Source organism: Pseudomonas syringae pv. coryli str. NCPPB 4273 (assembly GCF_000972175.1).
GTDB classification, from domain to species: Bacteria; Pseudomonadota; Gammaproteobacteria; order Pseudomonadales; family Pseudomonadaceae; genus Aquipseudomonas; species Aquipseudomonas syringae.
The window spans coordinates 40454-58167 of the sequence record NZ_AWQP01000018.1; the positions used below are offsets into that span (position 1 = coordinate 40454).

Here is a 17714-nt window from a genome sequence, read left to right on the forward strand (position 1 = left end):
CTCGCCTACAGAAAGGGGGGTGGCTGGCTCGTTGACGAGACTGATCGCTCTGCCCTTGGAACTGACGTTTGCATACCGCGTGACCAATTGAAACCTCATCTTCCGTTTGAGGGTCAACGACGGGGAACGGCCTGCGCCGGGGTGTCAGCGCCAGGGTGGACCCGATCGGCTGTGACTGCGGAGTCTGTGGACCCGTGACAGCCATTGGCGCCGGGTTTTTGGCCCTGGGCGCCGGGGATAATAACCACGATTTTCGGCGATGAGGCAAACAAAAAGTTACAAACCGCGAAAGTGTCCGTCAAACGGCATGGCTGTCCAGCCGCCGGATATGCTTCCAATTTCAGCGGCGGGCGGCGACTTTTCCAGGCATCCGATGCAATACTCGAAACCTGATTCACACGAGCCCGGCCTCCATGACCCTCACCTACCGACGACTGACTCCGGCCGATGCACCTGCCTATCGCGCCTTGATGCTCGAGGCCTATGAACGTCATCCAGACGCCTTTACCTCTGACGTGAAGGAGCGCGAAGTGCTGCCTGCCGAGTGGTGGAAAAAGAGGCTGGATGACAGCGCTGACGCAAGCGAAGTGGTGTTTGCCGCCGTTGAAGACGGTCACCTGCTGGGCGTCGCCGGCCTCTGCGTCGAAACCCGAAAGAAGGCCCGACACAAATCGACCCTGTTCGGCATGTACGTGCCAATGGCACACAGGAACAGGGGCATCGGCGCTCGATTGGTACGCAGCGTGCTCGACCACGCCGAAACCCGTCCCGAGCTTCTGGTCGTCCAGCTCACTGTCACGCAGGGCAACGCCGAAGCAGTCGGACTGTACGAGCGCATGGGCTTCGTGACCTTTGGCCTCGAACCCCTTGCAGTTGCTGTAGGCACCGGGTTCGTCGCCAAGGTGCACATGTGGAAAGACGTGCGCGGGTGACCGGCCACCCGGGTGACAAGCGCTTCAGCAATCGAGCGCGTCAGCCACTTCGGTCAGGGAGTCGACGATCACGTCCCAGTCCTGTTCGGCGCTCAGATCAGACGTCTGGCCTGGCCCGTGCTCGGCGGGACGTCGGACGAAAACGGTCTTGAAGCCATTCGCACGTGCGGCAGTCAGGTCGGCGTTATGCGCAGCCACCATGGCGACGCAATGCGGCGCCAGGCCCACGGCTTTTGCAGACTTCAGGTAGGTCTGGGGCATCGGTTTGTAGGTGCCGGCGATCTCCGCGCCGACGATGACGTCCCAAGGCAGTCCGCCGAATTTCGCAAGGTTGAGCATTCCGGCGATGTGTCCGTTCGATAGCGTACCGATCGAGAATCTGCGCTTTAATCGGGTCAGGCCTGCGACCGAGTCTGGCCAGGGATCAAGCCGCTCCCAGGCCTTGTTCAGCTCGGCGAGCTCGGCGTCGGAGATGCTGCCGAAATCCACCTCGTGGCGCGCCAGCACGGTTTCGAGACTCTCCCGGTTGAGCACGTCGAGTGTCACGTACGGGCGCTCACCCGCACGTACGCGCTGCATGGAAGGTTGATAAAGAGCACGCCACTGATCGGCAAAATCAAGGGGGTCGACGTGCATGCCATGCCGCTGCAGAAATGGCGCAGCGGCCCGCGCCACGCCGTTTCGCCAGTCGACAACGGTGCCGAATACATCGAAACCGAGAAACCCTATCTGTTCCAGTCTGGCCATATTGCTCTCCCGAATCGTGCACAGTCGCTTATAGTTCTACAGAACTAGAACTATAGAACCAATCGCGCCAAAGCGAGTTGTTCCGGGCAGACATTGCCCCAACTGTAAATGTTATGGACGGCACCGAAACGGCTCGGCGGCTGATCAATCAACGATAGACGGAGGATTCATGGACTACGTAAAGCTTGGCAACACAGGGCTGGATATTTCCAGACTGTGCCTTGGATGCATGACATTCGGCGAGCCCGATGCCGGAACGCATCCCTGGACACTGGGCGAAGAAGCAAGCAGGCCGATCATCAAACACGCCGTCGAGCAAGGCATCAATTTTTTTGACACGGCCAACAGCTACTCGGCAGGCACTTCGGAAACCATCGTCGGCAAATTGCTCAAAGAGTTCACCCGTCGCGACGAGACCGTCATCGCCACGAAGGTGTTCTTTCCGGCAAACATGTGGGAAGGCTCGACCCGTCCTAACGAAAAGGGGCTTTCGCGCAAGGCCATCATGTCCAGTATCGACGCGAGCCTGACCCGGCTCGGCACTGACTACGTCGACCTGTACCAGATCCATCGCTGGGACTATGACACGCCCATCGAAGAAACCATGGAAGCCCTGCACGATGTGGTCAAGGCCGGCAAGGCCAGGTACATCGGCGCGTCCTCCATGTACGCATGGCAGTTCGCCAAGGCCCAGCAGGTCGCGACCGCGCATGGCTGGAGCAGGTTCGTCTCGATGCAGAACTACCTGAACCTGGTGTATCGCGAAGAAGAGCGCGAGATGATCCCGCTGTGTATCGATCAGGGTGTCGGCTTGATGCCGTGGAGCCCGATGGCACGCGGCAGGCTGACCAGGCCCCATGGTCAGCAGACCGAGCGGACCAGAACCGACGTTTCCGGCCAGTCGTTTTACGAGGCGACGGAAAAGGAAGACGGTCGAGTGATCGATGCCGTGGAACAGCTGGCCGCAGAGCGCGGGGTGCCGATGGCGCAAATCGCACTGGCCTGGGTATTGGCCAAGCGCGGTGTATCCGCGCCCATCGTCGGCGCCTCCAAGGCCATGCAGCTGGACGATGCCATCGCAGCGCTGCAACTGGTGCTCAGTGATGAGGACATCAAACGTCTCGAAGCTCCGTACGTGCCCCATGCAGTGACCGGTTTCGTCTGACCGACGCAGCAAAACACCCGTAACCGGCGAACGACATGAGCGTCGCCGGTTACCCGCAGCACAGAGCGACGACGAGGACCCTAAAGATCGCACCCCACGCTTTCGTAACTGTCATACAGTTCTGAAATAACACCTGTCTATGTCACCGTGCGCAAATATCTATTGGGCAGCGAGTCGACTGGACGGTATTGTCAGGCCATTCTGAATAAAGGCTCTTTGCCATTATTTAATTCGACTTCTTCTGTTGCCTCGCTCGGGTTCATTTCATGAAAAATCAGGTTTCTCTGGCTACGCGCATCGGCTTGGGATTCGCCGCTGTCGTCTCGCTGCTCATCTTGATCACCGCCGTTGGCATTCAGCGGGTCGGGTTCATCGACAGCACCCTGGAAGACGTAGGCGAAAATGCCGCCAAGGTGCAACGCTATGCGATCAACTTCCGGGGCAGCGTGCATAACCGTGCGATCGCCCTGCGCGATGCCGTGCTGGTCAACAACGACCAGGACCTGGCGCTGCATCTGGCAGAGATGACCCGCCTTGAAAAGGACTATGTCGACTCGGCCGTACCGATGGAGCAGTTGTTCACCAAGCCCAATGTCAGTGCCGAAGAACGCCAATTGCTGCGTGGCATCAAGGAAATTGAACAGCAAACGCTCAGCTCTACCAAGAGCGTGATTGCCTTGCGCCGTGCCGGAGACATCGCCGGTGCGCAGGCCTTGTTGCTGAGCCAGACCTCCGGTAACTACAGTGAATGGCTGAAGCGCATCAACGCGCTCATCGACCATGAGGAAGCCTCGATCAGGGTCCAGCTGGATAATGTGCAGGCGACCGCCAGCCAGTTCCGTGGCCTGATGCTGCTGGCCACGGCGTTCGCTGTGCTGCTGAGCATTGTGCTGTCGGCGTTCATCATCCGCTTCGTGAAAAAGACCCTTGGCGCAGAGCCGGTTGACGTTGCCGAGGCCATTCGCCGACTGGCAGCGGGCGATCTGCAGCAAACCATCACCACGGCCTATCCTGACAGCGTCATGGGTGTGCTGAGAACGGCGCTAAACCGTCTTTCGGAAACCATCACCGACGTACGCATGGCCGCTCAGGAGGTCAGCCAGTCCTCTACCGTGCTGTCGACGGCCTCCTCTGCCAACAATGCGCAGATCATGGTGCAGACCCGTGAAGCCGAACAGGTGGCCACCGCCATCAGCGAGATGGCCGCGACGGTCAGTGAAGTGTCGGGCTATGCAGCGCAGGCCGCAGACGCTGCACGTCTGGCTGACAGTGAGGTGGCAAACGGCAACACGCTCGTCGAAGGCACGACCACTGCCATCGAACAACTGGCGGCCACGCTGACTGAAACGACCAGCACCGTGGAGCGGGTCTCACGGCACGGCGAGGAGATCGAAAAGGTGATCGAGGTGATCAACTCGATTGCCTCACAAACCAACCTGCTGGCGCTCAACGCGGCCATTGAAGCCGCCCGCGCGGGCGAGCATGGCCGAGGTTTTGCGGTGGTGGCCGATGAGGTTCGTTCGCTGGCCAATCGCACCCAGCTGTCGACCCAGGAGATTCAGAACATGATCAGCACGCTGCAGGGTGGTACTGAAACTGCGGCACAGAACATGCGCGACAGCTGTGAACTGGTCAATCGTGCCGTGGAACAGACACGCAATGCCCAAAGCGCCCTGTCGAGAATCAATCAGGAAGTGAGTGCGATCAATCACATGAACGCGCAGATCGCCAGCGCGTCGGTTCAACAGAGTGCGGTGGCAGAAGACGTTGCGATAAATATCACCAGCATCCACGACTCGACGCTCAAATCTGCCAATGGATCGCAGCAGGTGGCAACCGCCAGTGAGGAGCTCGCACAGCTTGCGGATCGCCTGACCCGCAAAGTCGCATTTTTCAAGGCAGGCTGAGGGTGTGATGAGGTATCGCGACGATGCATTCGGCATCGCCGCGGTATTCCGTTATCGGCAGATCAGTCTGTGCAACTGACCGGTCTCGAGCTGCGCATCGCCAGCATCACGGTGAGCATGGACAGCGCAGCGCATACCGCACCGATCACGATGGCAGCGGTAAAGCCGGCCCGACCGGACACCACACCACCAATGAACGCCCCGCCGCCAATTGACAGATTCACCACACAGACCAGCAACGCCTGAACGCCTTCGACACGATCATTGGAGGCCTCGAAACACCAGATCTGCGTGGTGATGGGGATCATCCCGAAAGCGAACCCCCAGACCAGAATCACCGGCCAGAGCAGCCACGGGTTACCGACGAACATCAGCAGCGCCGTCAGCGAACCCAGCATCAGCAGGGTCATGATCAGCACCGAGGACGGCGCGCTTCTGGCCGCCAGGGCTCCACCGGCCAGATTACCTGCAACCGCCGCCAGGCCGAACGCGAAGAGCAATGCGCCCAGGGCCTGACCCTGAATATGCGCGAATTCCTGCACGAAGGGCGCGAGGTACGTGTAAGCCGCGAAGTGCCCGACATAGATCAACAGTGCGGCAGCGAACATGCGACGAATGCGCTGCTCGCCAGCCAGCGACAGCATCTGGCTGATGCCTGCGGAACGCTCGCCCGGCAACGCAGGCAGGAAAGTTGCGATCAACAACCCCACTGCCACCGTGACCACTGCCGCTGTTTCAAAAGCGGCCCGCCAGCCGAAGGCTTCACCGATCAACGTACCGGCCGGAATCCCGGCGACAGTGCCAATCGAGACGCCCGCCAGCACATAAGCAGTGGCCTTGACGCCCTCCTTGCCGGGCCTCAAGCGCGGCCCGAGTGACCCGGCAATCGTCCAGAATCCCCCCAGCGCGAAGCCGAGCAGGACCCTGCCTGCGAGGGTCAGCCAGAAGTGCGTGGACAACGCGACGATCAGGTTGGATGCCAGCAATATCGACAGCAGCCCGAGCAACAGGCGCTTGCGGTCGACATGACTGAACAGGGCAATACAGGACGGTGCCGAGATGGCCGCGAGGATGCCGGGAACGGCCATCATCAAGCCTGTCTGGCTGATGCTGGTTCCCAGGTCGCGAGCGATATCGGGCAGCAGCCCGACCGGCAGAAATTCAGTGGTAACGGTGGCGAACGACCCAAGCGATACGCTGCCAACGGCCCACCATGAAGCGGGTTTTGTTTCTACGTTTCCAGCGGTTTCAAAGCGACTCACAGCGGTTCCAGAATTCGGGAATGTCAGCGACCGGCCGCTCGGGCCAGCGCGTGTAAGCGGCCAACCCTAACGTGTAAGCCCGTATCGAAGCCACCTTGCGAAAGAATTTTGTGTGGATGACGCGAGGCAAGTCCCGCGAAGACGGGCCATCAGGCCGATGCTCCGCGGCAAGGTTGCATGGGTGACGCAGAGCGTCACAAACGGCATTCCCACGTGGAGCATGGGAACGATCAATCATCGACTATCGTGCCGACGCTCCGCGTCAAGAACGGCGTTCCCAAGCAGCGCTTGGGAACGATCACTCAACAACGACCTCAGGTCATGTGACCTACTTGTTGCGGGTCACTCTCCAGACGGTGTTTGCCAGGTCGTCAGCGATGATGAGTGCGCCTTTCGGATCAACCGTCACGCCCACTGGCCGGCCGCGAGTCTTGCCGTCAGCTCCGCGGAAACCGGTTGCGAAATCCACAGGCTCGCCCGCAGGACGCCCATTGCTGAACGGCACGAAGATCACCTTGTAACCCACCGGGTTATCGCGGTTCCAGCTGCCGTGCTCACCAACGAACACGCCATCGGCAAACTTGTCGCCCATCGCCGGGATCGAGAACGACACGCCCAGTGCGGCGACGTGCGAACCAAGGCTGTAATCAGGCTTGATCGCCGCAGCGACTTTGGCCGGATTCTGCGGCTGGGCACGCGTGTCGACATTCTGGCCCCAATAGCTGTAAGGCCAGCCGTAGAACGCGCCCTCCTTCACCGAGGTCAGGTAATCCGGTACCAGATCAGGCCCCAGTTCGTCACGCTCGTTGACCACCGTCCACAACTGCCCGGTGCCCGGCTGAATCGCCAGTGCCGTCGGGTTGCGCAGACCGGTCGCATAAGGCTTGTGGGCACCGGTGGCGGCGTCGATCTGCCAGACCATTGCCCGATCGATCTCGACCTCCATACCGCGCTCGGTCACGTTACTGTTCGAGCCGATACCGACATACAGGTAACGGCCATCAGGGCTGACGGTCAGCGACTTGGTCCAGTGGTGGTTGATCGCCGCAGGCAAGTCGGTGACCTTGGTCGGCTCACCGCTGGCCTTGGTCTGACCTTCCTGATAATCGAAGCTGACCAGCGCATCCTGGTTGGCCACGTACAGCTTGCCGTTCGCGAAGGCCAGGCCATAAGGCGCATTGAGGTTCTCGGCAAAGACCGTCTTCAGCTCGTACTTGCCGTCGCCGTCCGCGTCCCGCAGCAGTGTCAGACGATTACCGCTTTTGACCTTGGTGTTGCCCTGGGCCTTGATGACGCTGGCAATCACGTCCTTGGGCTTGAGCTTGGCAGCGCTGCCGCCGCGCCCTTCGGCAACGATGATGTCGCCGTTGGGCAGGACGATGGACTGGCGCGGAATATTCAGATCACTGGCAATCGCCGTGATGCTGAACCCCTCAGGCACGGCAGGCTTCTGATCGCCCCATGCGGTCGGTTCGGCAATCTTCATACTCGGCAACAGGCCGCGTTGCGGGTCCGGCAGCTTCGGGTCCGGTCCGCGCGCCTGAGTGCTGTCGGCTTCACCACCGCAGGCGCTCAGCAGCAGCGCCATGCTCAATGCAGTCAATGCGTGGATATTTCTCATTCTGCACCTCCGGAACGCAGGCTGGTGAGCCCGGTCCATGTCGCAACGCAGGCCAGAACAGTGACGATGACCGACAGGATCAAGCCGGACGGCATGACCGCCCAGGCGTCTTTGGCATGCTCGAAGGCATTGACCAGACCCAGCACCCAGGTAACCAGCAACAACAGGAAGTACACCACGGGACGACCGGCCTTGTGATCGGCGCGAACCAGATTGACCAACGCGAACAGCAACGCCAGCCCGCAGAACAACAGGCCTCCGGCAATCAGCCAGGCGGCAAAGTTGCTCCACTGCACCTGAAACGTCTGGTAATAGGCAATATCACTCAGCAAGCCACCGAGAAACAAAGGCACGGTTCCGGCAAGCAAGGTCGCATGTAGCGGGCCTGGCGTGTAGCGGTAGACGGGATGGGTGGTTACGGTCATGACGGCTCCTTTTCGTTCGGCGACCCTGGATCAAAACTCAGTGCGGATGCACTGGCAGGTCAGGGTCGCGCTGAATGCGCATAAGGAAGGATCATGCTGAGCAAGCGATAGTTCAGCGCTTTTCATTTCGAAATATTTTGAAAACGCTACTCGCGTGCCGTGCGCTTGTTTCGCCGGCAACGCTCAGAGCAATAAAGCACCTCATCCCAGCAGCGCGCCCACTTCTTGCGCCAGGTGAACGGCAGCCCGCAGACTACACAGGTTTTGACCGGCAGCTCGTTCTTTTTCAAAGCGCCTCTCCGGCATCCAGTCTGGCCAGCAAATGCTCGCCGCGCTCCCAGAGCGCCTGTTGCCTGGGCTCAGCCATGCGATCAAGGTTCTTGTAGATAATTGCCATGCGCTGATTGCGACGTAACAGGTCGCCGTGACGCATCAGGAAATGCCAGTAGAGCGCATTGAACGGGCAGGCATCCTCAGTGGTGCTTTCAGTGACCTTGTACGCACAGCCGCGGCAATAGTCAGACATGCGTTTGATGTACTGGCCGCTGGCGCAATAAGGCTTGGAACCCAGATAGCCGCCATCGGCATGCATGACCATGCCCAGCGTATTGGGCAGCTCGACCCAGTCTAAGGCGTCCATGTAGATCGCCAGGTACCACTCGCAGATCTGCTCCGGCACGATGCCGGCAAGCAGGGCAAAGTTGCCGGTCACCATCAGTCGCTGAATGTGGTGGGCGTAGGCATGCTTCAGGCTCTGGCCAATCGCCTGACTCATGCAGTTCATCTTGGTTTCGCCGGTCCAGTAAAACTCGGGCAGCGGCCGGCTGTTACCGAACAGATTGCCGCCCGCGTAATCGGGCATTTTCAACCAATAGACGCCACGCACATACTCACGCCAGCCGATCAGTTGGCGAATGAAACCTTCGGCGGCATTCAGCCCCACCCTGCCCGACCAGTACGCGGATTCAACGTCACTGCACACTTGGCGTAAATCCAGCAGCCCGATGTTCAGCGCCGCGCTGATCCGGGCATGAAACAGAAAAGGCTCACCAGTGGCCATGGCGTCCTGATAATCGCCGAAACCGGCCAGGCCATAGTCGAGGAAGTAGTCCCACAGCGCCTGTGCATCGACATGCGTCACCGGGTAATCGAAATCATCCAGCGAACCGTAGTGACTGGCAAAACGTTCAGCTACCAATGTCAGCACGTCGCGAGTGATCCCGTCTGCCGAGAAGCGCACCGGATAAGGCGCCGCTACGCCCTTGGGCAGCGCCTTGCGGTTCTCGGCATCAAAGTTCCAGGCACCACCGACCGGCGTACCGTCGCCGTTCAACAGCAGCCTGCTTTTGCGGCGCATCTCCCTATAGAAGAACTCCATGCGCAACTGCTTCTTGCCGTGCGCCCACGACGAGAACTCGTCACGGGAACAGAGAAAGCGCGTATCGGCGTGCCACTGGATGGGCAACCCGCAGTCCTTGATCGACTGCTCCAGACGCCAGTCGCCGCACTCGGTGATGTGCAGCTCTTCTGCTCGCAACAGGGCCTGCCAGCGCTGTAACTCACCCGGCACCGACCCTGTGTTCTGCGGATCATCGAGCATGACGTACTGCACCCGAACACCACGCTCACGCAGCGCCTCGGCAAAATGACGCATGGCGCTGAAGATCAGCACAATCTTCTGCGGATGATGCGGCACATGACTCGCCTCTTCCATGACCTCGACCATCAGGACCGTGTCGCGCTCGGGGATCAGCCCCGCCAAGGATGCGAGATCGAAGGAAAGCTGATCGCCGAGGATCAGGTGGAGACGAGAGGCTTGGGTCAATGTAAGAGGCTCCGCAGTCATAAAAAATTGTACCAATGTAATTTCATGTACAAGATTTTCATAGCGCTTCTCGATGGAATACCCATCAGACTCTTAAGACGACACACGCGCGACCTCAACGTGAAATGTGAAAATTTTGTTAACTATTTGTTCGCAGTATCTTTTTCTGTGCGAAACAACCTGTCACACTAATGCGAACCATTATCAACACTATTATCATCCTGCCATGGAGGGCATCGAGGGAGTGTCGGGTTCATGTCGGGGCAACAATCACAACGCAGTAATCGTTTCACACCGGGTCTGCTGGCCATGGGCATCTGGGCTGCCACCACGCAGGCAGCCTTTGCCGCTGAGGAACAGCCCGCCACGACCATGGAACTGGGCGCCACGCAGATCAGCAGTGATCAACTTGGCTCCACCACCGAAGGCAGTCAGTCCTACACCACCGGCCCGATGCAGACCGCGACCAAGTTGCCGCTGACCATTCGTGAAACGCCGCAGGCCGTGACGGTCGTCACCCGTCAGCGCATGGACGATCAGGCCATGACCAGCATCAATGATGTGGTCAGGTATACGCCGGGACTGTTTTTGGACCAGTCCAGCGGGCCGGGTCGGCAAACCTACACGTCGCGCGGTTTCGACATCGACAACATCATGTACGACGGCCTGCCCGCGTCTTATTCGGGCTACACGGCAGGCGTTCAACCCAATCTGGCCATGTTCGATCATGTCGAGGTGATCAGGGGTGCCACTGGCCTGGCGACAGGGTCTGGCAATCCTTCGGCAGCGATCAATATGGTGCGCAAACGTCCTACCGCCGTGCCACAGGTCACCCTCACCGGCACGGTCGGGAGCTGGGACGATTACCGTGGCGTGTTTGACGCGTCTGGCCCACTGAACGACAGCCGCACGGTTCGCGGCCGGATAGTCGGTTCCTACCAGGATGCCAATAGCTTCCGCGACAAGGAAAAGAGCGATCACGGCGTGTTCTACGGGGTGGTCGAAGCCGATCTGAGCGACGCGACGACTGCCACCCTGGGCCTGTCTCGTCAGGAAGATCAGACCAACTACTTCTGGGGCGGCCTGCCCCTGGGCGTCGATGGTCACCACCTGAACCTGCCGCGCTCCACCTATTCCGGGTCGGATTGGGAAAACAAGAAAATCCGGATAGACACCGTGTTCGGTGAGCTGGAGCACCGTTTCGACAACGACTGGAAGCTGCGCGTAGCAGGCTCGAGCTCGTCGCTGGACGGTCTGTTTTCGGGGACCTACCTGTCTCGCTACAACGGCCCGCTGGAAACCACGGCCTACCAGTCGAAGCCGGAAGAGCAGCAGACCGCCTTCGATGCCTACGCCAGTGGGCCGGTCGAGGCCTTCGGCCGCACTCATGAAGTGGTGGTCGGCACCAGCCGGCGCGTGTACGACCAGACCAGCAACGAGTACAGCCCCTACGACACCGGCCTGCCCATCGGCGCGCCAAAGCCGGACTTCGTTCGCAATGGCAAGACGCATAGCATCGCTACTCAGGATGCGGTCTATCTCACCACACGCCTGAGCCTGGCCGATCCGCTGACCCTGATCCTCGGCGGCCGTCTGGACTGGTACGACTACGATGACCGCGTCGGCGATGAAGACTACAAAGTCACCCGTAACCTGACGCGCTACGCAGGCCTGATCTACAAGCTGGATGAACACCACTCGCTGTACACCAGCTACACCGACGTCTTTCAGCCGCAGAGCGCACAGGACCTGTCCGGCAAGGTGCTCAAGCCGGTGGTGGGTGAAAACTATGAAGTCGGTATCAAGGGTGAATACTTCAACGGCGCTCTCAATACTTCCCTGGCGGTGTTCCAGATCGACCAGAAAAACCTCAAGACCCAGTCACCGACTCAGGCGGGCTGCGCGGTTCTGACCTGTTACGACGCTGCCGGCCTGGTACGCAGCCAGGGCATCGAGATGGAACTGCAAGGCGCGCTGACCGAGAACTGGCAAGTCGGTGCAGGCTACACCTACGCCCGTACCCACTACCTCAAGGATGCTGATCCAACGAAAAAGAACCAGCGTTTCGACACCGACACACCCGAGCATCTGTTCAAGGTCTCGACGGTCTATCGCCTGCAGGGTGCACTGGAGAAAATGCGCGTCGGTGGCAACGTTTACTGGCAGAGCCGCATGTACAACGACATCGCACTCACCGATGGCAGCTATCGCCTGGAACAGGGGAGCTACGCCGTCGCCGACCTGATGGCGGGGTATCAGGTGAGCAAGAACCTCGACCTGCAACTGAACGCCAACAACATCTTCGACCGCACCTACTACACGGCAATTGGCGCAAGCTCGGTATGGGGTTCCACCGACGTGTACGGCAACCCGCGCAGCTATGCGTTGACGGCCAAGTACAGCTTCTGAACCTGAGCCACGCTGCTGCCGGGCATGCTCGGTAGCAGCGTGGTTACCTGAGCGGTTACGCACCGCCATCCAGACCAAACGCCTTCGCCATCCCGCCTGCTCCTTTGGGCGTCAGCTGCAGTGCTCTGGAATCCAGATGGCGGCTTACCCAACCTCGTTTGAGCATCAGTTCCAGCAGCGCCGCACCCAACGCGCCGCCGATGTGCGGGGCGCGTTCACTCCAGTCCAGGCAGGCGTAGGCCAGACGTCTGCGCTGCTGACGTACTGCGTCCACGTCAATGCCCAGCGCATTCAGTGATTCGGCACCCTGTTCACTGAGCACATAATCCTTGCCCTGCTCACTTAACCAGCCGGCCTTGAGCAAGGCGTCGTGCAACTTGACGGCGACTTCTCCGGCGCAATGGTCGTAACAGGTTCGGGCCTGTCTCAAGGCCGAAGGCGTGTTGGGTTTGAACGGCGCAGCGCTGTGTCGAGTCAGCAACAGCAAGGCTTCCAGTGCTTGCGCCACCTGCGCGTTGGCCAGTCGATAGTAACGATGCCGCCCCTGCACGAGCATTTCCACCAACCCCTGCTCACGCAAACGCGCGAAGTGGCCACTGGCGCTCGATGCGCCTGTATCGGCTAGCGCCGCCAGCTCGGTCGCGGTTCGTGCATGCCCGTCCAGTAGCGCACAAAGCATTCGGGATCGTGCAGGGTCAGCAATGGCACCCGCCACTGCCGCCAGCGAAAGGTCTGCCGCTTCAACATCCATAGTTCAGCCATCCATGAAGTGTTCTCGTAGGCAGTCATCATACTGCTGCCAAACCACTTGAAGGGATTCACCCATGCGTCAATCGAGTTTTTTCGGCAGAAAAGTCGTCGCGGCCACGTTTCTGATGGCTGTGTTTGGCTGGGGCATCGGCTTTTACGGTCCGCCGATATTCATGTATGCCGTGATTCAGAGAACCGGCTGGTCGACAGCGCTGTGCTCGGCTGCGGTCACGGTGCATTTTCTGGCAGGTACGTTGGTCGTGGTCAACCTGCCTGCGTTGTACAAAAGGTACGGCCTGCCGTGGATTACGGTCTCAGGGGCGGCAACCCTAGCTGTCGGTGTGTACGGCTGGTCGATCGCCAATCAGCCCTGGCAGCTATTTATCGCGGCGGCTCTCAGCGGATTCGGTTGGGTAACCATGGGTGCGGCGGCGGTCAACGCCACAATCTCGCCATGGTTTGTCAGCAAACGCCCCGGCGCATTGGCGATGGCCTATAACGGCGCGAGCATCGGCGGCGTGGTCTTTTCGTCGGGCTGGGTGTACCTGATCGACCGGTTCGGGTTCAGCCTCGCGGCGATCGTGGTGGGTGTGCTTTCAACAGTCGTGATCGCGCTCCTCGCTTTCGGTGTGTTCCGGTTCAGGCCTGAACATCTGGGTCAGCACCCCGACGACATTCGCCAGACAGCCACCGACCTGCCTCCATTGCAGGACACTGCACCCATAACGTTGCGGAGTAGCCGGCCATTCATCACGCTGACGGCAGCCATGTCGCTCGGGCTGTTTGCGCAGATCGGCCTGATCAGCCAGTTGTTCCTGCTGCTGATTGATCACGTCACACAACAGACCGCAGGTATGGCCATGGGTGTTGCTACCTGCAGCGCTATCTTCGGCAGATTTCTGTCCAGCAGGCTGTTAGCGCCAGGAACCTGTAGACGCCACGTCGCCTGCCTGAGTTACGCCTGCCAGGGCCTGGGCTGTGTGGTGCTGATGTTTATCGGCACAAGCCCTGCCCTGTTATGGGCCGGCATGATTCTTTTCGGCGTGGGTATCGGCAATGCGACATCACTGCCTCCCCTGATTGCCCAAGCGGAATTTCCCAGGCATCAGGTTGCGCGCGTGGTGACGTTGATCGTCGCCATCGCTCAAGGTTGCTACGCCTTTGCGCCAGCCTTCTTCGGTGGCGTCCGGACTTTATTCGACGGGCCTGACAGCGACGTGGTGATACTGGCACTCACTGCCAGTATTCAGGCGTCAGCAATACTTGCGCTCATCAGCACGCGACCCCATGGAAAACCATCTAAACCCCCGAAAACAGAGTGATCACTCTGTTTTTTAAAAAGAAGATTAATGCCTGTAAAAACACAAAAACCATAAAATATTGCCTATTGAATTTATATTTTGAAATTAAAACAAAACTAAAACAAAATAGCCGCTATTTAACTTTAACCAATTTCAACTATATAAAATTACATTCGTGTATTTTACCTTTCAGCAACTTTTCTGTTTGTCACGCACGCCTTGAATGAACTGTCAGCGGCCCTGAGCTGCTGACTTGCCTGTCTGCCTGTTTCATATTTCTGTTTGGAGATTCTCTCGATGGCCAGCCCCCTGCTGCCTGTTGTTGCCACTTTACTGATGTCCCTTGCCGCCCTCCCGGTGTCTGCCGCTGACGGGCAGAACCCGCTGCCATCCACGTCGAGCGAGCGCCGCGCAGAAGTCGACGCACAGCGTGAGCAGATCACCGGTGCCGACGCTGCCGTACAGAAAACGCCCAGTGGCGCGCAAACGGTGGTGGATGCACCGATCGACACTGCGGACGCGCCTGCCGGCAATGAAGACCACTGAGTGACCCACTGACTGCAACCGATCAACCTATGAATGACGTAAGGAATAACTCCGTGTCCATGATCAAACAAGGCCTGGGCCTGAGCCTGTTGGCGCTCGGTATCGCCCAGGCAGGCAGCGTATTCGCTGTCACGCCGATGACCGGCAATGAAGTGGAAGCGCGCGTAGGCGCGATGCTGGACAACATGACGCAATCGGAAAAAATCAATTTTTCGCGCGTTGATGACGGCCGCATGATTCCGAAGCTGGACAAGTTCAACCTCCAAGGCACGGTCGCCTATGACTCGGCCATGGGCGTACTGGTCGGCGGCAAGACGTTCGGTGCGCAGTACCCTTCCCCGTCAGCACTCGCGGCCACCTGGAGCATTAACCGGGCCAAGGAGTTCGGTCTGGCCATCGGCTACGAAACCCGCATCGCAGGCGGTCAGCAGATGCTGTCGCCGGCCATCAACCTGTACCGCACGCCGTTCAACGGTCGGGCGGCTGAGTACATGAGCGGCGAAGATCCGTTTCTCGGCGCAGTACTGGCACCTGCCGTCACCAACGGTATCCAGGTTCAAGGCATCCAGGCGGCCGCCAAGCATTACCTGATGAACGAGCAGGAAGCGAACCGTCATTATCTGGATGTAAAGATCGACGAACGGGCGATGCAGGAGCTGTACCTGCCGGGCTTCGAATCGCTGGTCAAGAACTCGAATATCGCCTCGATCATGTGCGGCTACAACAAGATCAACGGCGAATACGCGTGTGAAAACCATCACCTCATCACCGATATCCTCAAAGGCCAATGGGGCTTTCAGGGTAACGTCATGAGCGATTTCAACTCGGTTCAGGACGCCTTCAAGGGTGCCTGGGCGGGCACCGATATCGACATGCCGAGCGGCCTTCAGTTTACCGAAGCCAAACTGCTGCCTTATGTCTGGAATGGTCAACTGCACCAGAACGTGATCGACGACAAGGTGCGCAGGAACCTGAGAGCGCTGGTCAGCTACGGCTTTGACAAGGGGATCAACAAGGCGCAGCCACTGGAGCATCGTGAATACGGTCAGCTGGCGGCCTTGAACGTGGCCAGAGAATCGATCGTCCTGCTGCGCAACGAGCCAGTGGACGGACAGAAGCCTCTGCTGCCGTTGTCCAGAAACGCGAAGATCGCCGTGATTGGCGACATGGCCATGCAGCCGCCGACCGCGCCGTTCGGCACCGCCTATTCGGCGCCGGCCAGCTATGTCACCGAAGTGAGCGGACTCAAGCAACTGGCGTCTGACCCCTCCAATGTGGACTACCTGCCACAGATGAGCCTGAACCCCAAATCATCGGTCTGGTATCAGCCAGGCAGTGACCAGCAGGCGATCAGCAACACCGGCGTAAAAGCCGAGTACTACGCCAACACCTCGCTGTCCGGCGACCCTGTGGCAACCCGCATCGAGCCGGGCGTCAACCTGGACTGGATTACCAGTACCAACGTGACCGATAACGGTGCCAGCACAGTCAGCGGTTATACCCCTGCGCCTGGCGCGTTCTCTGCCCGTTTCACCGGCAAGATCAAACCGACGATCACCGGTCCTCAGGTGTTCAAGGTGCGTGCGGACGGTGCCTATAAACTCTGGATCAATGATGAACTGGTGCTCGAGGACGAGGGTTCGCAAGTCTCGTTCGACCTGATTCCAGTCGTGCCGCGCACCGTCAAGACACCGAATCTCAAGGCCGGCAGCGAATACAACGTGCGCCTCGAATACCGCCGGCTCAAGGGCAACTTCACCCCGGTACTGGGCGGCATGAATGGCGTGCAGATGAGCTGGGCAGCGTTGCGTCCACCAAAGAACCTGGGGGATTACGACGCTGTCGTGGTAGCCGCCGGCAATAACTTCGAATACGAGGGTGAGTCGCTCGATCGTCCGTTCGAACTGCCGCAATTCCAGTCCGAGCTGATCGGTTTCATTCAGAAAGCCAACCCGAAAACCATCGTGGTACTGCACGGTGGCGGTGGCATGGACATGCAGCCGTGGGCTGACAAGGTAGCCGCTTCTCTGCACGCCTGGTATCCAGGGCAACAGGGCGGCCAGGCACTGGCTGAAATCCTCTTCGGCAAGGTCAATCCGTCGGGCAAACTGCCGATCACGCTGGACAAGAAGGCGCAGGATAATCCGAGCTATGCATCGTACTCGAACCCGGTGCCGTACTATTTCAGCAGCCCTAACCCGCCTGTCGAAATGAGCTACAGCGAAGGCCTGTACCTGGGCTATCGCGGTTACGACAAGAAGCACACCAAACCGCTGTACCCATTCGGTTTCGGGCTTTCGTACACCACCTATGCGTATAGCGATCTGAAGCTGTCGAGCAACGTGCTGGCACCGGGCGCGACCATTCAAGCGTCGTTCACGGTTACCAACACGGGTGACAAGGCCGGTTTTGAAGTGGCTCAGTTGTACGTGCAGCCTTCCAAGCCGCTGGTTGATCGTCCAGAGAAAGAGCTGAAGGGCTTTTCCAAGGTTTACCTGAAGCCTGGCGAAAGCAAGACCGTGACCATTGCGCTGGACTCGCGCTCGTTCGCGTACTACTCAGCCAACTCGGTGAGCTGGAACGTTGACCCTGGCAAGTTCAAGGTGCTGGTGGGCAAGGACTCGGAAAACCTGGCGCTCGACCGCACGGTTGTAGCGCTGTACCCGGAGCAATTGACCACTCGCGACTCCAACCCGCTGCCGATCCCCCTGCGCAAGGCCGTACAGGTCAAGGCAGAACAGGCTTACTAAGCAACATTCATCCCAAGCAACATTCCCAAGCCAAAGGCATCGGTGGTCGACAGGACCACCGATGCCTGCCTGGC

At 59.3% G+C, this 17714-nt stretch carries 14 protein-coding genes and 1 pseudogene; 8 read left to right on the forward strand and 7 right to left on the reverse strand.

Annotated features, from left to right (window positions below; all coding sequences use genetic code 11):
- The first annotated feature begins 413 nt into the window (after positions 1–413).
- Complete coding sequence (locus tag P406_RS09070; protein ID WP_046236005.1) at positions 414–932, forward strand: GNAT family N-acetyltransferase; 519 nt, start codon at positions 414–416, stop codon at positions 930–932.
- Positions 933–956: 24 nt separating this feature from the next.
- Here P406_RS09070 and P406_RS09075 read toward each other — a convergent pair whose 3' ends face one another.
- Positions 957–1679: a haloacid dehalogenase type II gene (locus P406_RS09075; protein WP_046236006.1), complete on the reverse strand. Its 723-nt coding sequence runs from the start codon at positions 1677–1679 to the stop codon at positions 957–959.
- Positions 1680–1848: 169 nt separating this feature from the next.
- Here P406_RS09075 and P406_RS09080 point away from each other — a divergent pair, with 169 nt between their 5' ends.
- From P406_RS09080 to P406_RS30490, 3 genes and pseudogenes are all read left to right on the forward strand, one after another.
- A complete protein-coding gene (locus P406_RS09080) occupies positions 1849–2844 on the forward strand; it encodes an aldo/keto reductase (RefSeq protein ID WP_046236007.1) in 996 nt (331 codons plus the stop codon).
- A 266-nt stretch (positions 2845–3110) separates the two neighbouring features.
- Positions 3111–3620: pseudogene (locus tag P406_RS30485) on the forward strand (MCP four helix bundle domain-containing protein); the annotation flags it as partial.
- Positions 3621–4043: 423 nt separating this feature from the next.
- The gene (locus P406_RS30490; RefSeq protein ID WP_438810554.1) at positions 4044–4751 is read left to right on the forward strand and encodes a methyl-accepting chemotaxis protein; all 708 of its coding nucleotides are present in this window, start codon (positions 4044–4046) and stop codon (positions 4749–4751) included.
- Between the two features lie 62 nt (positions 4752–4813).
- Here the strand turns inward: P406_RS30490 and P406_RS09090 are convergent, their stop codons facing one another.
- From P406_RS09090 to P406_RS09105, 5 genes are all read right to left on the reverse strand, one after another.
- Positions 4814–6013, reverse strand: a complete 1200-nt coding sequence (locus P406_RS09090; protein ID WP_046236009.1) for an MFS transporter — start codon at positions 6011–6013, stop codon at positions 4814–4816.
- Positions 6014–6341: 328 nt separating this feature from the next.
- Positions 6342–7634, reverse strand: a complete 1293-nt coding sequence (locus P406_RS09095; protein ID WP_004410548.1) for a PQQ-dependent sugar dehydrogenase — start codon at positions 7632–7634, stop codon at positions 6342–6344.
- On the reverse strand, positions 7631–8059 hold the full coding sequence (locus tag P406_RS09100; protein ID WP_003368607.1) for a DUF2231 domain-containing protein: 429 nt from the start codon (positions 8057–8059) through the stop codon (positions 7631–7633). The genes P406_RS09095 and P406_RS09100 overlap by 4 nt, the downstream gene beginning before the upstream one ends.
- Before the next feature lie 146 nt (positions 8060–8205).
- Positions 8206–8349: a DUF2256 domain-containing protein gene (locus P406_RS27420; RefSeq protein WP_003315231.1), complete on the reverse strand. Its 144-nt coding sequence runs from the start codon at positions 8347–8349 to the stop codon at positions 8206–8208.
- Entirely contained in the window at positions 8346–9905 is a 1560-nt protein-coding gene (locus P406_RS09105; RefSeq protein ID WP_082100751.1) for a cryptochrome/photolyase family protein, read from the reverse strand. The genes P406_RS27420 and P406_RS09105 overlap by 4 nt, the downstream gene beginning before the upstream one ends.
- A gap of 234 nt (positions 9906–10139) precedes the next feature.
- Here P406_RS09105 and P406_RS09110 point away from each other — a divergent pair, with 234 nt between their 5' ends.
- On the forward strand, positions 10140–12293 hold the full coding sequence (locus P406_RS09110; protein WP_046236010.1) for a TonB-dependent siderophore receptor: 2154 nt from the start codon (positions 10140–10142) through the stop codon (positions 12291–12293).
- A gap of 55 nt (positions 12294–12348) precedes the next feature.
- Here P406_RS09110 and P406_RS09115 read toward each other — a convergent pair whose 3' ends face one another.
- Positions 12349–13044 (reverse strand): ArsR/SmtB family transcription factor, encoded by a 696-nt coding sequence (locus tag P406_RS09115; RefSeq protein WP_004410541.1) that lies wholly within the window; start codon positions 13042–13044, stop codon positions 12349–12351.
- A gap of 73 nt (positions 13045–13117) precedes the next feature.
- On the opposite strand from P406_RS09115, the gene P406_RS09120 reads away from it, so the two are divergent.
- The 3 genes from P406_RS09120 to P406_RS09130 all read left to right on the forward strand — a co-directional run bounded on the left by P406_RS09120 (position 13118) and on the right by P406_RS09130 (position 17640).
- The gene (locus P406_RS09120) at positions 13118–14365 is read left to right on the forward strand and encodes an MFS transporter (protein WP_004410533.1); all 1248 of its coding nucleotides are present in this window, start codon (positions 13118–13120) and stop codon (positions 14363–14365) included.
- Between the two features lie 276 nt (positions 14366–14641).
- A complete protein-coding gene (locus P406_RS09125; protein WP_032698359.1) occupies positions 14642–14890 on the forward strand; it encodes a hypothetical protein in 249 nt (82 codons plus the stop codon).
- Between the two features lie 59 nt (positions 14891–14949).
- Positions 14950–17640, forward strand: a complete 2691-nt coding sequence (locus P406_RS09130) for a beta-glucosidase (RefSeq protein ID WP_032698358.1) — start codon at positions 14950–14952, stop codon at positions 17638–17640.
- The last annotated feature ends 74 nt before the right edge of the window (positions 17641–17714 follow it).